The sequence below is a fragment of the Fictibacillus barbaricus genome (assembly GCF_031457135.1).
GTDB classification, from domain to species: Bacteria; Bacillota; Bacilli; order Bacillales; family Fictibacillaceae; genus Fictibacillus; species Fictibacillus barbaricus_A.
Genome location: NZ_JAVDWA010000002.1, coordinates 333,085 through 352,476, shown reverse-complemented (window position 1 = coordinate 352,476; position 19,392 = coordinate 333,085). Strand labels below are relative to the sequence as shown.

General features: G+C 38.5%; 18 protein-coding genes. 16 read left to right on the top strand and 2 right to left on the bottom strand.

The features are described from left to right. The first annotated feature begins 229 nt into the window (after positions 1 to 229). The 8 genes from J2X07_RS07090 (at position 230) to J2X07_RS07055 (ending at position 9,178) form a co-directional block, all read left to right on the top strand. Positions 230 to 607 carry a PH domain-containing protein gene (locus tag J2X07_RS07090; RefSeq protein WP_310257765.1) on the top strand — a complete coding sequence of 126 codons (378 nt, stop codon included), beginning with the start codon at positions 230 to 232 and terminating at the stop codon, positions 605 to 607. Positions 608 to 1,060: 453 nt separating this feature from the next. Continuing rightward, positions 1,061 to 1,246, top strand: coding sequence for a hypothetical protein (locus J2X07_RS07085; RefSeq protein WP_310257764.1), 186 nt, complete (start codon positions 1,061 to 1,063; stop codon positions 1,244 to 1,246). 94 nt (positions 1,247 to 1,340) lie between these two features. Further along, positions 1,341 to 2,861, top strand: a complete 1,521-nt coding sequence (locus J2X07_RS07080; protein WP_310257763.1) for a carboxypeptidase M32 — start codon at positions 1,341 to 1,343, stop codon at positions 2,859 to 2,861. A 110-nt stretch (positions 2,862 to 2,971) separates the two neighbouring features. Further along, a complete protein-coding gene (locus J2X07_RS07075; RefSeq protein WP_310257762.1) occupies positions 2,972 to 3,379 on the top strand; it encodes a CoA-binding protein in 408 nt (135 codons plus the stop codon). A 205-nt stretch (positions 3,380 to 3,584) separates the two neighbouring features. Then, entirely contained in the window at positions 3,585 to 5,552 is a 1,968-nt protein-coding gene (gene parE / locus J2X07_RS07070; protein WP_310257761.1) for a DNA topoisomerase IV subunit B, read from the top strand. A gap of 3 nt (positions 5,553 to 5,555) precedes the next feature. Continuing rightward, positions 5,556 to 8,000, top strand: coding sequence for a DNA topoisomerase IV subunit A (gene parC, locus J2X07_RS07065; protein ID WP_310257760.1), 2,445 nt, complete (start codon positions 5,556 to 5,558; stop codon positions 7,998 to 8,000). Positions 8,001 to 8,070: 70 nt separating this feature from the next. Then, positions 8,071 to 8,577: a metal-dependent hydrolase gene (locus tag J2X07_RS07060; protein WP_310257759.1), complete on the top strand. Its 507-nt coding sequence runs from the start codon at positions 8,071 to 8,073 to the stop codon at positions 8,575 to 8,577. Between the two features lie 85 nt (positions 8,578 to 8,662). Continuing rightward, on the top strand, positions 8,663 to 9,178 hold the full coding sequence (locus tag J2X07_RS07055; RefSeq protein ID WP_310257758.1) for a type 1 glutamine amidotransferase domain-containing protein: 516 nt from the start codon (positions 8,663 to 8,665) through the stop codon (positions 9,176 to 9,178). A 194-nt stretch (positions 9,179 to 9,372) separates the two neighbouring features. Here J2X07_RS07055 and J2X07_RS07050 read toward each other — a convergent pair whose 3' ends face one another. Beyond that, positions 9,373 to 11,211 carry a prenyltransferase/squalene oxidase repeat-containing protein gene (locus J2X07_RS07050; protein ID WP_310257757.1) on the bottom strand — a complete coding sequence of 613 codons (1,839 nt, stop codon included), beginning with the start codon at positions 11,209 to 11,211 and terminating at the stop codon, positions 9,373 to 9,375. A 155-nt stretch (positions 11,212 to 11,366) separates the two neighbouring features. Here J2X07_RS07050 and msrA point away from each other — a divergent pair, with 155 nt between their 5' ends. After that, positions 11,367 to 11,891, top strand: a complete 525-nt coding sequence (msrA, locus tag J2X07_RS07045) for a peptide-methionine (S)-S-oxide reductase MsrA (protein WP_396193738.1) — start codon at positions 11,367 to 11,369, stop codon at positions 11,889 to 11,891. A gap of 138 nt (positions 11,892 to 12,029) precedes the next feature. On the opposite strand, the gene J2X07_RS07040 is transcribed toward msrA, so the two are convergent. Beyond that, a complete protein-coding gene (locus tag J2X07_RS07040) occupies positions 12,030 to 12,206 on the bottom strand; it encodes a hypothetical protein (protein ID WP_310257755.1) in 177 nt (58 codons plus the stop codon). A 1,029-nt stretch (positions 12,207 to 13,235) separates the two neighbouring features. On the opposite strand from J2X07_RS07040, the gene J2X07_RS07035 reads away from it, so the two are divergent. The 7 genes from J2X07_RS07035 (at position 13,236) to J2X07_RS07005 (ending at position 19,381) form a co-directional block, all read left to right on the top strand. Next, positions 13,236 to 13,586 carry a VOC family protein gene (locus tag J2X07_RS07035; protein ID WP_310257754.1) on the top strand — a complete coding sequence of 117 codons (351 nt, stop codon included), beginning with the start codon at positions 13,236 to 13,238 and terminating at the stop codon, positions 13,584 to 13,586. A gap of 181 nt (positions 13,587 to 13,767) precedes the next feature. After that, positions 13,768 to 14,361, top strand: coding sequence for a YdeI/OmpD-associated family protein (locus J2X07_RS07030; protein WP_310257753.1), 594 nt, complete (start codon positions 13,768 to 13,770; stop codon positions 14,359 to 14,361). Between the two features lie 28 nt (positions 14,362 to 14,389). Next, positions 14,390 to 14,791, top strand: a complete 402-nt coding sequence (locus tag J2X07_RS07025) for a VOC family protein (protein ID WP_310257752.1) — start codon at positions 14,390 to 14,392, stop codon at positions 14,789 to 14,791. 261 nt (positions 14,792 to 15,052) lie between these two features. Beyond that, positions 15,053 to 17,098, top strand: a complete 2,046-nt coding sequence (locus J2X07_RS07020; protein ID WP_310257751.1) for a molybdopterin-containing oxidoreductase family protein — start codon at positions 15,053 to 15,055, stop codon at positions 17,096 to 17,098. 87 nt (positions 17,099 to 17,185) lie between these two features. Beyond that, positions 17,186 to 17,557 carry an iron chaperone gene (locus tag J2X07_RS07015; RefSeq protein WP_310257750.1) on the top strand — a complete coding sequence of 124 codons (372 nt, stop codon included), beginning with the start codon at positions 17,186 to 17,188 and terminating at the stop codon, positions 17,555 to 17,557. A 220-nt stretch (positions 17,558 to 17,777) separates the two neighbouring features. Beyond that, positions 17,778 to 18,443: an HAD family hydrolase gene (locus J2X07_RS07010; RefSeq protein WP_310257749.1), complete on the top strand. Its 666-nt coding sequence runs from the start codon at positions 17,778 to 17,780 to the stop codon at positions 18,441 to 18,443. Positions 18,444 to 18,565: 122 nt separating this feature from the next. Then, the gene (locus J2X07_RS07005) at positions 18,566 to 19,381 is read left to right on the top strand and encodes a lipid II flippase Amj family protein (RefSeq protein WP_310257748.1); all 816 of its coding nucleotides are present in this window, start codon (positions 18,566 to 18,568) and stop codon (positions 19,379 to 19,381) included. Positions 19,382 to 19,392: the final 11 nt, after the last annotated feature.

Here is a 19,392-nt window from a genome sequence, read left to right as displayed (position 1 = left end):
AACTCCTCGAAAATGAAATTACATTTTCTTCTTGGGATGTATTGCGTCTGTTTCTTTCTTTGTCCTGCGGGATTAAGGCTTACCTTATCCCCCGCGGAAAGCGAGTATCCTGGAACGGAAAACAACTGCATTCAAATACATCCTTGTTTATTTAAAGGTTAAAAAGGGAAATATATAACTTTCAAGAATAAGTATCTAAGAGCTGTAAGATTGAAAGGAGAGATGTAAGATGGGTATTTTAAGCGGATTGATGGGCAATGCATCTGAAGTGGATATTCAGTCAGTAGAAAAAGAATTAGAAATGATTATAGCAGATAATGAACAGACTGAAAAAGCGTATAAAATCCTTAGGGACTATTTTGTATTTACTAACACGCGTCTGATCGTCATAGATAAACAAGGCATTACAGGGAAGAAAGTTGAATTTCACTCAATACCTTATAAAAGCATCACCCATTTTAGTGTAGAAACAGCTGGAACATTTGATCTTGATTCAGAATTGAAAATCTGGATCTCAAGTACAGCTTTACCCATCACTAAACAGTTTAAGAAAGATAAAAGTATTTTTGATGTACAAAAAGCGCTGGCAGCATATGTAGCAAAATAAGATAAAGAACTGTTTCGATAAAGTGTAAGTATCACTTTATCGAAACAGTTTTTTTCATTTGGCAGTTTCTAAAAGTTTGTTGCTTTCAAATCTTCTTAGACAGTTGATTAGAGTAGAAGGTGTGAGACTCCTGCGGGACAGGCTGGCAGTCCGAAAAGCGGAAGCGGTTTGGTCAGGCCCGACAAGCAAAAGGGAAATGGGCTAAGAAGGCGTTTTTTGCCTTCATGACCATTAAACTTTTGACCTCGAGGGGCTAACCGCTGATGCTAGACAGGTGAGACACTTAAAAGTGAAACGTACGAATGTGGCTCACCGCTTGCCCCGCGGAAAGTCAGCAACCTGGAACGGAAATCAACGACTTTCAAATGCAACAATGAATAGGAAATATGCCACTGTGTTTAAAGACATTGGAATGGCGTACATACTAAGACTAAATAAAAAGAGAAAGGGTTAATGTACATGTACGTTCAATATAGTCACCTATCCAGCATCCAGAAGGCTTATCATAATTTGCATCCTCATTTAGAGGATCATCATAAAAATGAGATACAGCAGCTGCTGCATCAATCGATTGGTCACTTTAACACGATTGATCCAAGTTTTTCACCATACGCGGAAATGTTTAAGGAAGATTTTTAAGAAATTTAAAAGTGACCAGCAGGACTTTTTTATTTCGTCACGAATTCCTAAAGCGGTATGTTTTTTTATGATAACGTGAAAGGATGATTTTATAATGACGCAAACAAAATTGTCTGTTGAAAAAGAATTCTTAGATTATGTGAAAAAAATGGTACACATCAACGAAGCGATTGGTTTAATGTATTGGGATCTCCGTACTGGCGCTCCAAAGAAAGGCGTAGAACAACGTTCTGAAGTAATTGGCACATTATCCTCGGACGTTTTTGCCATGTCTACATCAGAGGAAATGAAGGCTTATATTGAAGAGCTCTCAAAGCCTGAAGTTCAAGATACACTTTCCGATGTAACGAAAAAGACGCTTGAAGATGTGAAAAAAGATTTTGAACGCAATGCAAAAATTCCTCCTGCAGAATTTAAAGAATATGTAATACTTCAATCAAAGGCAGAAAGCGTTTGGGAAGAAGCGAAAGGGAAATCTGATTTCTCACTATTCCAGCCATATCTAGAAAAACTTGTTGAATTTAATAAAAAATTCATCGGGTACTGGGGTTATGAAGGTAATAAATATAACACTTTGCTGGATATGTACGAGCCAGGGGTTACGGTTGAAATTTTGGATGAAACTTTCGCAAAACTGCGGGACCGCATCGTACCGCTTCTTCAAAAAGTCAAAGAAGCAGGGCAGCCTGAAACGAGTTTCTTGTTCGATCATTTCCCGAAAGAAAAACAAAAAGAATTCAGCCTGCATGTGCTCAAAGACATGGGCTATGACTTTGATTCTGGACGCTTAGATGAAACGGTTCACCCATTTGCGATTGGTTTAAACCCTGGAGATGTACGTGTAACAACGAAGTATATGGAGAATGATTTCCGTACTGCAGTGTTTGGAACGATTCATGAAGGCGGACATGCACTTTATGAGCAAAATATCTCTGAAGAACTAGTCGGAACTCCGCTATGTTCGGGAACATCTATGGGGATTCATGAATCTCAATCTCTTTTCTGGGAAAACTTTGTTGGCCGTCATCACGGTTTCTGGAAAAATAACTATTCCACATTGAAGAATATTTCAGGAGCTCAGTTTAATGGTGTAGAATTAGATGATTTCTATCGTTCCATTAACGTTGTAGAGCCTTCTCTTATCCGCATTGAAGCGGATGAGATGACGTACCCGCTGCATGTAATCGTAAGGTACGAGATTGAAAAAGGTCTATTTAACGATGAGATCGAGGTAAAAGACCTTCCTCGGATCTGGAATGAAAAAATGCAAGAATACATCGGTGTAACGCCGAAAAATGATGCGGAAGGTGTTCTTCAAGACGTTCATTGGTCAGGCGGTAGCTTCGGTTACTTCCCGTCATACGCACTTGGCTATATTTATGCGGCTCAGCTGAAAAATGCAATGGTAAAAGATCTTCCTGACTTTGATGCTCTTATGGAAGCAGGTAACTTCTTGCCGATTAAAGAATGGTTAACCAAAAATGTTCATCAATACGGTAAAATGAAAAAGCCGATTGAAATCTTAGAAGATGTTACAGGTGAGGGATTGAACCCAGATCATTTGATTGCATACTTTGAGAAAAAGTACAGTGACATTTACCGATTAAACGGATAACTGACTTTTAGCCGGCTCTCTAGAGAGAATGCCGGCTTTTTTATGCTGATGTTTCAAATTTACTGATTTTGTCTAACATCTATATAAAATGATACGAGGAGGAATATACAATGGGAGCAGCGACATCACAAGACATAAAAAATCTGTTAGCGGTGAGAAAGCGCATAGCCGTAGTCGGGTTGTCTGATCAGCCTTTTCGTACATCATACAGAGTAGCAGAATACATGCAGAATGCGGGTTATGAAATCATTCCTGTTAATCCGACTGTCACTGAAGTTTTAGGACAAAAAGCATATGCTTCTTTAGAAGAAATTGAAGGGCACGTAGATATTGTAAACGTCTTCCGGCGCAGCGAATTTCTGCCCGAAGTAGCCCGTTCAACAGTCGCGATCAAAGCCGGTTTTTTCTGGGCACAGCTTGGATTGTATAATGCAGAAGCTGAACAGATTTTGCAAAGTGCGACGATTCCTTATATTATGGATAAGTGCATTAAAGTGGAACATGCTATGATACGGTAGTAATGAACCACCCGCCAATACGGGTGGTTTTGCCATGCTCGTCCATCTTCTCTATACTTTTAGCACAAAAGAAATCTCATAAGTGCTAAAGGTTTTGGTTGTTTGACCGAGAAATAAGAGGAGAATATACGGACAATGGTAGTATAGAAACAAACGTTCTGCTATGATAATAAGTACTGCAGTAACGTGAAAGGAGCAACACATTTTGGCAAGTAAATCATTCATTGACTATAACGATGATGCCATCCAGGTGCTAGAAGGCTTAGAAGCTGTTCGCAAGCGTCCAGGTATGTACATTGGAAGCACGGATGCGAGAGGTTTGCATCACCTCGTATATGAAATTGTAGATAATGCCGTTGATGAAGCTTTAGGCGGATTCGGTGATTACATACATGTAAAAATTCATAAAGACAACAGCATTTCCGTATCGGATGATGGCCGTGGAATGCCTACAGGTATGCATAAACTAGGAAAACCAACACCGGAAATCATTTTTACGGTATTACATGCAGGCGGTAAATTCGGACAAGGCGGATATAAAACTTCAGGAGGACTTCATGGAGTTGGTGCTTCCGTTGTAAACGCACTTTCAGAATGGCTGGAAGTTACGATTCACCGTGCTGGAAAAACATATCGTCAGCGGTTTGAGAATGGCGGTAAGCCAGTTACGACACTTGAAGTGGTCGGTAATACGAGGAAAACAGGTACGACTGTACACTTTAAACCGGACCGCACGATGTTTTCAACAATTAACTACAATTATGAAACATTAAGCGAACGTTTAAGAGAAGCGGCATTTCTTTTAAAAGGAATCAAGATTGTGCTTGAGGATGGCCGTAATGGAGAAAAAGAAGAATTTCAATTCAATACAGGTCTTGAAGCATTCGTTAAGTACTTGAACGAAGATAAAGATGCCCTTCATTCTGTTGTAAGCTTTGAAGGTACTCAAAATGAAATTGAAGTTGATTTTGCTTTTCAATATAATGACGGGTATGCCGAAAATGTTCTTTCATTCGTGAACAACGTGCGTACAAAGGACGGCGGAACACATGAATCCGGTGCAAAAACGGCGATTACGAGAAGCATCAACGAATATGCACGAAAAATAAATCTCTTAAAAGAAAAAGATAAGAACTTAGACGGTTCTGATATCCGCGAAGGATTAACAGCCGTTGTTTCTGTACGTATTCCAGAAGAATTTCTTCAATTTGAAGGACAAACAAAGAGCAAGTTAGGGACGAGTGAAGCACGATCATGTGTGGATGCAGTTGTAGCAGGTAAGCTTGCCTATTTCCTAGAGGAAAATCCAGCTGTCAGCGAAATGCTTATTCGCAAAAGTATTAAAGCTGCTCAAGCTCGTGAAGCAGCAAGAAAAGCACGTGAAGACGCGCGAAACGGGAAGAAGAACAAACGCAAAGATTCGATGTTAAGCGGGAAACTGACTCCTGCAACTTCGAAAAACCCAGAGCGCAATGAACTGTACCTTGTAGAGGGTGACTCTGCAGGTGGGTCTGCTAAGCAGGGACGAGATCGAAAATTCCAAGCGATTTTGCCTCTTCGCGGTAAAGTAATCAATACCGAGAAAGCAAAGCTTGCCGATATATTCAAGAACGAAGAGATCAACACGATTATCCATGCGATTGGTGCTGGAGTCGGGTCTGACTTCACTTTAAAAGACGTCAATTATGATAAGATCGTCATCATGACCGATGCTGATACAGATGGTGCTCACATCCAGGTGCTGCTGCTTACTTTCTTTTACCGATATATGAAACCGCTCATTGAAGAAGGAAAAGTATTTATCGCACTTCCTCCTCTTTACAAAGTAAGTAAAGGGACTGGAAAAAAAGAAGTAATTGAATATGCATGGGATGAGGACGAACTAAAAGAAGCACAGAAAAAAATTGGAAAAGGCTACATCATTCAGCGATATAAAGGTTTAGGCGAGATGAACGCCGATCAGCTGTGGGAAACGACTATGGATCCTGATACACGGACTTTGATTCGTGTACGGATCGATGACGCTGCCCGTGCCGAAAAACGTGTCTCTGTTTTAATGGGAGACAAAGTTGAACCACGCCGTAAGTGGATTGAAGAACACGTGGCGTTTGGGCTTAATGAAGAAACGAACATACTAGATAACGAGAACTTGTCAGCTTCTGAGGAGGTTTAAAGATTGTCACTGCTTGAGAAATTTAGAGAGTTGCCGTTAGAAGACGTAATCGGTGACCGCTTCGGAAGATACAGTAAATACATCATTCAGGAGCGGGCATTACCTGATGCCAGAGATGGCTTAAAACCCGTTCAGCGCCGTATTTTATATGCGATGTTCGCAGAAGGAAACACGAACGAAAAACCATACCGTAAGTCCGCTAAGACAGTCGGTAACGTAATCGGTAACTATCACCCGCACGGTGATTCTTCCGTTTATGAAGCGATGGTCCGTATGAGTCAGGACTGGAAAGTAAGGAATGTACTGATTCAAATGCACGGTAATAACGGAAGCATCGACGGAGATCCGGCAGCTGCCATGCGTTATACAGAAGCAAGACTTTCCGCGATTGCTTCTGAACTATTGCGTGATATTGATAAAGAAACGGTAGAATTTGCACCGAACTTTGATGATACGACAGAAGAACCAGTCGTATTACCAAGCCGTTATCCCAACTTGCTCGTTAATGGTTCAACGGGTATCTCTGCCGGCTATGCCACAGATATCCCTCCTCACCATCTTGGTGAGGTAATTGATGCTGTTATGATGCAGATTGATAACGCCGATGTTTCGCTAGATGAATTAATGACGGTGATTAAAGGTCCTGATTTTCCTACTGGGGGAATTGTGCAAGGGGTAGAAGGAATAAGAAAAGCATTTGAAACAGGAAAAGGCCGATTTATTATTCGTGCCAAAACAGAAATTGAGAGCTTAAAAGGCGGACGTCAGCAAATCGTCATTACAGAAGTTCCTTTTGAAGTAAACAAAGCGAACCTCGTAAAACGCATGGATGAACTTCGCCTGGATAAAAAGGTTGATGGCGTAGCAGAAATTCGAGATGAGACGGATCGTACAGGCTTGCGAATCGTGATTGAGCTTAGAAAAGACGGAAATGCAGAGGGAATTCTAAACTATTTCTTCAAAAATACCGATCTTCAAGTCTCTTATAACTACAACATGGTTGCGATTCATAATAAGACACCTAAGCTGATGGGCTTAAAAGCGATCTTGCATTCTTATATTGAGCATCAAAAAGAAGTCGTTACTCGCCGTACAGCATATGATCTTAGAAAAGCGGAAGAACGTTCACATATCGTAGAAGGTTTGATTAAAGCGATCTCGATTCTGGACGAAGTAATTGAAACGATCCGTGCTTCCAAGGATAAGCGAAACGCGAAAGATAATATCATTGAAAAGTTTCAGTTTACAGAAATTCAAGCTGAAGCAATCGTAACGTTGCAGCTTTATCGATTAACGAACACCGATATTACGACGCTTCAAAGTGAAGCAGAGGAATTGGAAAAGAAGATTATGTACTTGCGTTCGATTCTAGATAATGAGAAGAAACTGTTTAGTGTGATTAAAAAAGAACTCTCTGAGGTTCAGAAGAAATACGCAGATCCACGCCGTTCACAGATCGAAGCGGAAATCCAAGAAATCAAGATTGATATGGAAGTTATGATTCCTTCTGAAGATGTGATGGTAACGGTAACGGAAGACGGTTATGTGAAGCGTTCAAGCGTTCGCTCTTTTAGTGCATCAAACGGTGAACAGCCAGGCATGAAGGATACCGATTCGCTCCTGTTATCTTCACAGCTGAATACAACGGAAACACTCCTTATGTTCACGAACAAAGGGAATTATATCTATCTTCCAGTCTACGAGATGCCGGAGATCCGCTGGAAGGACATGGGGCAGCATTTAGCGAGTCTAGTTGGTCTTGATAAGGATGAGAAGCTGATTAAAGCTTATCCGATCAAAGAATTTGCGGAGGATCAATACCTCATTTTCTTTACGAAACAGGGCATGGCTAAGAAAACAGAACTTAGCCAATACAAAGCTACGCGGTACAACCGTACATTGATGGCCGTTAAGCTAAAAGCTGATGATGAAGTAGTAGATGTTTCTTTAACGAACGGAAAACAGGATGTGTTCATCGCAACACACTTCGGTTTAGGATTATGGTTCGCAGAAGAAGAAATCAGCATCGTCGGTCAAAGAGCTTCCGGAGTAAAAGGGATAAACCTAAAAGCTGGCGACCATGCAGTAAGCGGATTCGCACTGCCGGATGAACCTGAAAAAGCGCAAGTGATAATCGCGACACAACGCGGGGCCTTGAAAAAAATGAAGATTACCGAGTTTGATAAAACGTCAAGGGCAAAACGAGGATTAGTGATGGTAAGAGAATTAAAATCAAATCCTCACCGCATCGTTGGTATGAAACTTGTTACAGAGGAAGAAACAGATTTTGTTTTAGAGACGGGGTCTGGTAAAGAAGAAATCGTTTCAGCACTTAATTACAAGCCTTCAGATCGATACAACAACGGTTCATTCGTTGTGGATACCGGCGAAACTGGCCCGATTACGAGAATAAAATCATTGATTTCTACAGAACAAACAAAAGAGTAGCATTTGCTGCTCTTTTTCTTCTTTTTATCAGAATGGAATGAAACAACTAGAGAAAAGAGAGATACATAACATGAAAAGCAATACACACCTATTAGGCGGGGTAGCAGCCGCTGCAATCTATAAAGTCGCAACCAATCTTCCGCCTGACACAATACAGCAAGAACTCACCTATTTTGGTGCTGCAGTCTTTGGAAGTCTTCTGCCTGATTTGTGCCATCCAGGTTCGTTTATTGGAAAAAAGACAAGTTTTCTCTCCAAAACGATTTCGAAAACCTTCGGCCACCGTACGATCACACATAGCTGGATCATGATATTGATTGTGATGACGCTGCCAAATTGGATCGATTGGGCTTATGAGGAAAGTTGGAGTGCAGGTCTTGTATTAGGAGTAGTCTCACATATCTTGCTTGATGCAGCCACTTCGAGAGGTGTACAGCTGTTTTATCCGCTTCCAATTCGTTTCCGCCTTCCTTTGTATACAAAAACAGGATCGAAAACAGAAAATTATATGGCAACGATTATCAGTTTGCTGGCAGCAGTTTTGATGGTACATATTTATATTGTTGCGTTATTTTAAAAGAGCTCTTGAAAAATTAAGGGTTTAAATTTCTTCCTCAATGGTAATACAACAAATGTATACACAAATTGAGGAGTGGTTATGAATGGCGAAAATCGCAACGGTATTAGCAAACATGTTCGAAGATGTTGAATATACGGATCCGGCAAATGCGTTTAGAGAAGCAGGCCATGAGGTTACCGTAATTGGAACAGAAAAAGGAGCAACTTTAGAAGGAAAGCAAAAAGAGGCACAAGTAACAACAAACGCTTCTATTTCTGAAGTATCACCAGAAGATTTTGATGCCTTATTTATTCCAGGAGGTTTTTCCCCAGACATCTTAAGAGGTGATGAAAAGTTTGTTGAGTTCACGAAACATTTTGCAGACGAAGGCAAACCCGTTTTTGCAATCTGTCATGGACCACAGCTATTGATCTCTGCAGAAGTGCTAAAAGGCAGACACATCACCGGATACAAATCGATTCACGTTGATCTGAAGAATGCAGGAGCAACAGTAAAGGATGAAGAAGTCGTCGTATGCGGAGGCAACCTAGTTACAAGCCGCGAGCCGGATGATATTCCAGCTTTTATTAGAGAGTCATTAAAAGTGTTAGAACAATAAAAAAGCTAGCGCCTAGGAGAATTTGCTAGGCGTTTTTTTATGATTAAAAAAGGTAATATTCCTGTAAGGGGAAGATAGATTTAAAGGCAGTCATACTAAATTGAGTATCAAATAACTTAATTATATATAATCAGTAAGCAAGAAAGCACCTGTTTACAGAGGACAGGTGCTTTTTATATCAATGCATATATCATTTAGTTTCTATAATATTTTTTATAAAAATGAACAAGTGACAACAACGGCCAAATATGATCATAGCTATGATAACGAATATAAAACGCGTCAGATAGACCTGCCCCTGTAGGATAGGCGTTATTTGTTTGTTCAGACAAGAGATAAGTTACAGCCTTTTTCATTTGTTCAGTTGGCTGCCTGCATATTGATGTAAGAGTGTCCAATGCCCATGCGGTTTGTGTAAGGGTACTATCGGGCATCCTAACAAACTTTCTTACAACATCACTGCGGCATGATTCTCCCCATCCGCCATCATCATTTTGGTTAGCAAGCAGCCACTCCAAAGGGCGTTGTATTCTTCTATCGTTAGGGTTTACTCCACACGCGATTAGTCCAGTAACAGCCGACCAAGTGCCATAAATGTAGCAGATTCCCCAACGGCCATACCAATATCCATCTTTCTCCTGTTGATCCCACATCCAGTTTACCGCTTTTTTTACGATTGGATCTTGAAGTGTGCATCCATGATAATGGCCTAGAAACTCCAGCGTCCTTCCGGTTATATCAGGTGTGGATGGATCGATTAAAGCATCACGTGCATTTATTATAGGAAGACTGCCAAGCAGGTGTTTGTTTGTATTTTTCTCAAAAGCGGCCCAGCCCCCATCATTGTTCTGCATGGATAAAAGCCACGAAACTCCTTTATGATAGCTATTTTGATATACTTCATGCGTTTCATATAAATTTCTGATCGTACGCAAGGCTGCTTGAGTATCGTCATTATCAGAATTTATAGTATCTCCAATAGAAAATCCCCAGCCGCCTGGAGCAACATTAGGATTATGAACAGACCAATCACCGTGTTTTTTTTGCTGCTGTGTTAATAAAAAGTAAGCGCCTTTTGTGATGACGCTTTGGTGAGAAGGAACGCCAGCTTCTTGTAATGTATAAAGAATGAGTGAAGTGTCCCAAGTCGTAGAAGGGGAGTTTTGTAAATGTTTCGTTCTATTCACTTCACAAAACATTTTTGACAGTCCATTTAAAGCATTTTGAATGATAGATGAACTTTTGTCATACCCATAAGCGATCAGTCCGTAAATCATCAGAATAGTTGTCAATGCATAGCTTAGTAAAGTTCCATCTGACTCAATATGATTTAAAATATAGGTAAGAACATTTTGCTTGTTAACGCGCGAATACCTTTCAGAAATATTGAAAAGAGCAAACAAATTATGCCATTCTTCCCATGTTGATTGCTCCGTTTGATCACCTGATAGGTGACTAAGGTCTGGTGTATTTATAGATGTGAGCGACTTCTTTTCATAAGCCATAAGGAAGACTGGAGCGAAGTGAGCTCTCGCATAAGTGCTAATATCATACATATTGATTGGTGCTGTTAATGGCAGGGAAAAGAGAACGGCAGGATCGATCGGTAATGATGGCCAATCATACAATCCATTCATCGCTAAAAAGGCCCTCGTTATTAAATTACTATTTTTTAATCCTCCATTATGCATGATAAACTCTTTTGCACGGTTTAGTCTTGTATCGTTTCCATCTCTTTTTTTTGTATAAAGAAGAGCAATATAAGCTTGTATAGTAGATGAAAGGTTTCCATCTGCTTCATCCGGATAGATCCTCCACAATCCATCATTAGATTGCTGAGAAAAAATTCGATCCCTTAGCTGAAGAACCAGTTTTTCATTTTTTATTTCTAATGTTTGAATCATCATTAACATAAAAGCATCTGTAATAATCGAATTTTCAAAGCAAAACTCCCATCTTCCATCTTGCTTTTGAAGGGAAATTAAGTCATTGCATCGTCTATAGATTTCTTTTTCAAGCCCACGCCAGTCCATTTGTATCACCGCACTTTATTCCATAGTGAATACAATGTATGTGAAAGAATGGTTATCCTATGAATAATAACGCAATAAGATTAAACACTGTCATTTTTCTTCAAATAACGATAAAATCTTTTTAACAATGAAGTTTTGTCATAGGAGGAATGAAAGTGAGCAATAGAGAACTTGCAACCTTTGCCGGCGGCTGTTTCTGGTGTATGGTTAAACCATTCGATGAATTGCCAGGCATTCATGGTATTGTATCTGGTTATACTGGCGGCCAGGCTGAAAACCCGTCATACGAACAAATAAAAACAGGTGGAACAGGTCATTTCGAAGCGGTTCAAATCACATATGATCCTGAGGTTTTTCCATATCAGAAATTATTAGATTTATATTGGCCGCAAATCGACCCAACGGATGATGGCGGTCAGTTTATTGATCGAGGCAGTCAGTACCGGACAGCTATTTTTTATCATACCGATGAACAAAAAGAATTAGCGGAGAACTCCCGAAAGAAGGTAGAAGAGAGCGGACGCTTTCAGAAACCGGTCGTAACGCAGATTTTACCGGCTAGAGAATTTTACGTAGCTGAAGAATATCATCAAGACTTTTATAAAAAGAATCCGAAAGCCTATAAAGAAGAACGTGTGACATCAGGAAGAGATACTTTCATAGAAAAGAATTGGAAGTAAACTAGATAAGATAACCATAATCACATTATGTAAACCAAAAAAGAGATTTGACTTTTCAAATCTCTTTTTTTTCATCTTTGTATAACTTTAACTATGCGAAAACGCCTTAAAAAGACTTCCTTTTTGGAAGCCTCGCTATCATTTGTTTTTTTTATAAGTATTTAAAACGTGAATCATGCCTTCTTCGATTAGTTCGTTTGCTGGACGGTCGAGCTTTTTAGCCAGTTGTTTTATTTCTTGATACAATGAATAGCTTAATGTCGTATTGATATTTTTGCGGTCAGGATTTTTTGGACGAATTTCGCTATTATACACGTGTAGAACCTCCAATTATGTAGTTTGCCAGCTGTTTCACTGCTAGTGTATGGCTGTGACAGGTTGTTGATTGTCTTAGCAGTTTTAGGTGTATCAGCATTAGTTGCAGCAGTAAATTAAGTTTGCCATCCTATTAAGAGTATATCTATTTTTATTGTATAACGGTTGAAATAACTGGTCTAGCAAAACGAAAACAAATGCGCATTTAATGAGGATGTCTACAAAACCACTAATTTGTTTTGCAGCCACTGTTTTCTGTATTAATCCATATGCCAAATCAAACTCATTTAATTTGTAAAAAAGCTTGTGGGTTCTTAGAGAAGGAGATCAGCCCTGTTTTATCGAACATTAGGTCAGTATAGATTTGTAGATGCTGCATGGTGGTGTATTTTATGAAAATAAAAAGGTTTATAATTGGTTTAAGTTCATTCTTATTTACAACAAGTTTACTATATCTAAGTGGACATTTATTTTCTATATCATTACTAATGCTTCATTTTAAATATACAAATAGCTCTAATGGGTTATCTATATCAATAGGTTCTTTGCTTCCATTCATTTTTGGACTGATTGTAAGCTATATCTCTGAAAAGTCTTATGTTAACAAGTATCATCGAAAACTTCATAAATTTAATTAAGCGAATTATTCGTTAATGAAACCTAGCAGTTTAGTGAAAGTAGGAATTCGTAAATAAAATTAGAATGATAATAAAAGGCTTTTTCTAATAGATTGTTGCTACTGAGAGATTTTTGAGTACCCTTCATAGAAAAGTTAATGTAGAGGAAGGGCGAGACTCCTGCATACCAGCTACCTGAATATTCGTCTAGAAAGGTATGCGACGAGGAAGCTAACTTCGGCAGGATTTCATGCAGACGCAGGAGCAGGGTTCATTCTTCTAACGAGGGCTCAACGCACACACAAAGGAAAGCAAGCCGCAAAGAGAAGAGATTAACCTCATTCAAAAGCAACAAACAATACGAAAACTGCCTAATTAAAAAAGAATAGGATAGATAGGAGATTAGATTCTTATGAGGATAAAGGGTTTTGGAGGAATCTTTTGGAGGACTAAAAATCTAGAGGATATAAAAAAATGGTACAGTAACGTTCTAAAAATAGAGATTGAAAATTGGAATGGTACCATTATTACACCACAATCAGACAATAAAACGATTTTTTCCTTCTTTTCTGAAAGTGATAATTATTTTCCAATCGAACAACAAGTGATGTTAAACTTTCAAGTTGAAAATTTGGATGACAGTATCAACCATTTAGAAAAGTTAGGTGTTCCGCTTGTTATGGAAAAGACGATTAATGAATTTGGTAAGTTTATTTGGATTGAAGATCCTGAGGGAAGACGTATAGAGCTTTGGGAGAAATAATAGAATAATCATTTTTTTTGTTGTTGAACGAAAGGGCGCGTTAATCCAAGAAGGATTAACGCCATTTTTATGGAACTTATTGAACTACCTGACACTGAACAAGCTAATTTAGAAAGGATATCATAATATTGGAGAATATGATCTGTCAGCTGATTGGAAAATTGAAGAGGAGTGTTCTTTTGTGACCAAAAGTACAATGAATCCTAAGGTTAATGAATTTTTAAATAAAGCTAAAAAGTGGAAGGAAGAATTTGAGAAGTTAAGAAATATCGTTCTTGACTGTGACCTGGCAGAAGAATTTAAGTGGATGCATCCATGTTATACATTTGAAGGAAAAAATGTCGTATTAATACATGGTTTTAAAGAATATTGTGCGCTTTTGTTTCACAAAGGCGCCTTGTTAAAGGATCCTCAAGGGATTCTAATCCAACAAACAGAGAATGTACAGTCCGCACGGCAGATTCGGTTCACCAATGTAGAGGAAATAATTGAAATGAAAACCTACTTAAAAGCCTACATTTATGAAGCGATTGAAATTGAAAAAGCAGGTTTGGAAGTAGATTTTAAGAAGACGACAGAATATATAATTCCTGAAGAACTTCAAATTAAATTCGATGAAAGCCCTGCCTTGAAAACAGCTTTTGAAGCATTGACACCAGGAAGGCAAAGGGCATACATTCTCTACTTTTCTCAACCTAAACAATCGAAAACTCGAGAGTCAAGGGTTGAAAAATATAAGCAGCAAATCCTCAATGGAAAGGGATTAAATGATTAATATATGCCAGAATAAAGGAGACAAATCAATGATTTATGAAATGACTTATCAAGTTCGTGTATCTAATTTCAATGAAGGGTTAAAGTGGTACAAATCTTTATTAAATAAAGACCCTAATTTTACACCACACGAAGGATTTGCAGAATGGGAACTTATTCCTGGTTGTTGGCTGCAAGTTTCTGAAGGTGCACCATCAGATGGAAGTGGACCACTACGTTTAGGTGTTATATCAATAGAAGATGAAAGAGATAGAATGTTGCAGGAATTAAATGTTAAGTCTTTTGAAATATATTCAAGAGAAGAAGTCCCTGTTAAATGGGCTACATTTAATGACCCATGGGGAAATCGTCTTGGTTTCTTTGAATATATCAATGAGGTTGAAAAAAACAATAGAATTAATAGTATAGTAGGAAGTAGCTTAGAAGTATAATATACCATCCTTTAAAAGTGAAAATACGAAAGGTCTTAGTTCTAAATGAACTAGGATTTTCTTTTTAAATAGTTTTACTTGTGAGGAAGACATTCGAGGCAATTAAATTTAAATATAATTCTTGAAAAAAAATGAATATTTGGTTTTTATGCATGATGTACATAACAGTAACTTGCTATACAGTTTATTCTAACTTATCATATTAAACTAATATGATAACCAACAGGATGGTACATGACACTAATGGAAAGGAGACAGTATATGGCCTCATTTGTGGATAATCCAAATGGAATTTACCCATCCGTGTGTTCACTAGACTGTCCGGATCAATGCGGATTATTACTTCATAAAAAGAACGGAAAAATTATCAAAGTAGAGGGTGATCCTAATCATCCAGTCACTAAGGGGTTTATTTGCAACAAAGTGCGAAATATGACCGAACGAATCTATGATGAAAAACGGCTGAAATATCCTTTGAAGCGTATTGGTGCGAAAGGAGAAGGGGAATTTGCACGAATAAGCTGGGAGGAAGCGATCAATACGATTACCGCACGCTGGAAGGAACTGCAGCAAAGCGATGGCCCAGAAAGTATTCTTCCCTACAGCTTTTATGGAAATATGGGCAACCTTAGTGCGGAAGGCATGGACCGCCGCTTCTTCAATCGTTTAGGAGCCTCTCAGCTCGACAGGAGTATTTGCAACTCAGCCGGTTCAGTTGGTTATCAATACACAATGGGCGGCAGTTATGGAACCGATCCTGAAGAGACCATACACACCAAGCTGTTTATTTTTTGGGGGATTAATGCTGTCAGTACCAATATGCACCAAGCAACGCTTGCCCAGCAAGCCCGGAAAGAAAATAGCGCTAAAATCATTGTTATTGATGTTCATAAAAACAAAACCGCTAGATTAGCAGACTGGTTTATTCCTATTTTGCCAGGAACTGATACGGCTCTCGCTTTAGGGCTGATGCATGTTTTATTTGCTGAGAACATGGTGGATTCTTCGTTTTTGGAGCAATTTACAGTTGGTCATGCTGAGCTGCGTGAACATATTGTGCAGTATGACCCTGCTACTGTATCTGGTATTACCGGAATACCAGTGGAGGATATCGTTCGACTTGCAAAAATGTATGGTGAAACTTCCCCTGCCTTTATTCGGATAGGGAATGGTCCGCAGCACCACGACAATGGCGGTATGTTCGTCAGAGCTGTCTCCTGTCTTCCTGCTTTAACAGGTCAGTGGAAGGTAAAGGGAGGAGGGGCGATCAAAGGAAACTCAGCTTACCTCGCACACAATACTGCTCATTTGCAGCGGCCGGATTTGTTGAAAAATAAAAAAACGCGGGTCATTAATATGAATCTGCTCGGAGAAGCGTTGCTCACTTTAGTGCCTGCAGTAAAATCTCTGTATGTATATGGTACGAATCCAGCTGTGGTCGCACCGGCTGCCAACAAGGTTCAAAGAGGATTGAAACGCGAAGACTTATTTACTGTCGTACATGATTTATTTTTAACAGATACAGCAAAATACGCTGATATTGTTTTACCAGCCACATCTTCCTTTGAAAACACGGATTTCTTTACATCTTATTGGCATCACTATATTCAGCTTCAACAGCCTGTCATCGAACCATTTGAGGAAGCAAAGTCCAACGTTGAGGTATTTCGGCTGCTGGCTAAAGGAATGGGATTCACCGAAACGGCGTTTGAAGAGACAGAAGAAGAATTAATTGATCAATCACTAACTAATCCACTAAATCCATATATAGAAGAAATAACTTTCAAAGACTTAGCCAAACATCAATATATTAAGGCAAAAGCGAAATTTCCTGACAGTTTTCCGACACCGAGCGGAAAAATCGAACTCTTTTCGGAAAAGATGGAACAAGACGGATATCCTCCATTGCCAACCTATGTACCTTTAATAAATGACTCTGATCATCCTTTTCAGTTTATTGCGGCACCTAACCATAACTTCTTAAATTCAACATTTGCGAACCAGGCAAAACATGTTGGACTTGAAAAAGAACCGGAAGTTGTTTTAAATCATTACGATGCTGAAAAATTGGGTGTAAAAAGTGGAGAGCAAGTCCGGATTTGGAATGAGCGAGGGGAATGTATCCTTAAAGCGAGTGTTGGTGATAGCGTTCTTCCAGGTGTAGCCGTGACTCAAGGTCTTTGGGGCGAAGAAACAGGAGCCAAACAGCTGGTCAACACACTGACTCCCGATCGTATCGCAGACATGGGTGGAGGTGCAACCTTTTTTTCAGGAAGAGTCAGCGTTGAAAAATTACCGAATGCTTGACACTTAAAAAAAGTACCGATTCTTTTGCTGATGAAAAAACGACCCTCGTATGAAAAATCCGAAATTTTGGCTATTTAAGGAGGAAATATGGAATTATTTATAGAGTATTTAGACGGTATTGATAACCCCGACCACCGGGCTCGAACAGAGGAAATTTTGGCGTGGGTTGCAAACAAGTTTCCGAATTTGGAGCCGCAAATCAAATGGAATACACCGATGTTTTCCGATCATGGCACATTTATTATCGGCTTTACTACAGCAAAGCATCATATGAGCGTTTCGCCCGAAGAAGCAGGCATTACGCACTTTGCTGATGAAATTTCACAAGCGGGCTACAGCGCTACCAAAGGATTGTTTCGAATACCTTGGAATGAGCCGGTAAATTACGAATTGCTTGAAAAAATGATTGCATTTAATATTCAGGATAAAGCAGAATTAACAAATTTTTGGCGGAAATAATCCATTACACCTTATTAAAAACGCATGGCACGAAAAAGTGTCATGCGTTTTTCTTACTCGATTAAGCGTTAAATAATTAGAGAAAGTACATTTTAATGTTGATAGCTTAGTAAAAAAATTCAAGGAATTAATGTTGAAACTCAATAATCAAGCCGTTAAAGCATTCATGTTCTGTCAGGTAAGATGAGAAAGGAATAACACAAAAGGGGACTGAACTGTTATGAAATCATTCATTTTTGATATGGATGGAACGTTGTTTCAAACAGAAAAAATATTAGAAGGATCGCTCGAAGATACTTTTAACCAATTAAGAGCTATAGAGTTATGGCATGAAGAAACTCCGATTGAGACATATCGACTTATCATGGGAGTTCCTTTACCTGTTGTATGGGAAACCCTATTACCTTATCAATCCTGTGAAATTCGATCGAAGGCGAATGATTTATTTCAGGAGCATTTAATTGCTAATATCCGTAAAGGTAATGGATTGCTGTACCCCCATGTCTTAGAAGTCTTTGAATTTTTTAGAGAAAAGAACATCCCTATTTTTATCGCAAGTAATGGGCTATCTGAATATTTAAGAGCGATAGTAGACTACTATGAGTTGGATCAATGGGTGACCGAAACATTTAGTATCCAGCAAATCTCCACTCAAAATAAAACTGATTTGGTTCGATACATAATTAAAAAACACAACATTACCAATGGTGCTGTAGTTGGTGATCGGTTATCAGATATTATGGCTGCTAAAGAAAATAATCTTTTTGCAGTAGGGTGTAATTTTGATTTTGCTCAGGAAAACGAACTTTCACAAGCTGATATAGTGATTGACGACTTACAAGAATTAAAAACACTTTTTTCTGAACAATTAATAAGAAATAAGTAAAGGGATAGTTTTTGAAACCGTTTAGTTGGTTATTGTAAAATAAGTTTTTTCTAAGTAAGACTTGTGATAAAGAGAGTATTTTGAAATATTTGGTACAATTCTTTGTGAAGGAAGTTTATAACATGGACCTACTGACTGGTAAAGTAATTATTATTTCTATTTTTCTCCTTATAATTACAGTTATTGAAACATTAGCTTATTCAACAAGAATATCCGGTGCTAGAGTAAAGCTAATAGCTACAGCGTTATCATTATTCAGTACAATGGTTATCGTATCGAGATTTTCAACGATGATCCAGCAACCTTTAACCGCAAAGCTTATTGCTGAGGCACCAAATTCAAATAAATTATCCTTTATTGAAGGACAATATCGTTTTCTTATAGGTGTAACATCTATAGGCGTTATCATCGGAATACTGTTATTTCCGACATTTATCACCATCTTCTCAAGAGCTATAGTTCAGCTTTCAAATGAAAGAGGCTCAATAATCAAACTGTTGATTAAGCATTTAAATATATCAGGTTGTAAAAAACTTATTAAATGTTTAAGAGTACCTAAACTTTCTTATTTAGATGGAATTAATTTCAGTACCATACCTAAGCGTTTATTTGTTGTAAATGTTGTGATTTCTGCAGTTTTTACAATCGGAGTATTATCCTCTATTTATGCTTCTATGCTGGTGCCAAAAGATTATGCACAAGCAGCTTTAATGTCATCTGGCATTATTAACGGTATTGCTACCATTCTTTTAACATTGTTTATTGATCCAAAAGCATCAGTTCTAGCTGACAGGGTGGTTAAGGAAGAAAGTAAGTATATTTTTCTAAAAAGTTATTCGTTAACAATGATAAGCTCAAAATTTGTTGGAACATTGGTAGCACAACTTATTTTCATACCCGCTGCATATTATGTTGCGTGGTTTGCTAAATGGATATAAAAGGTAAATCA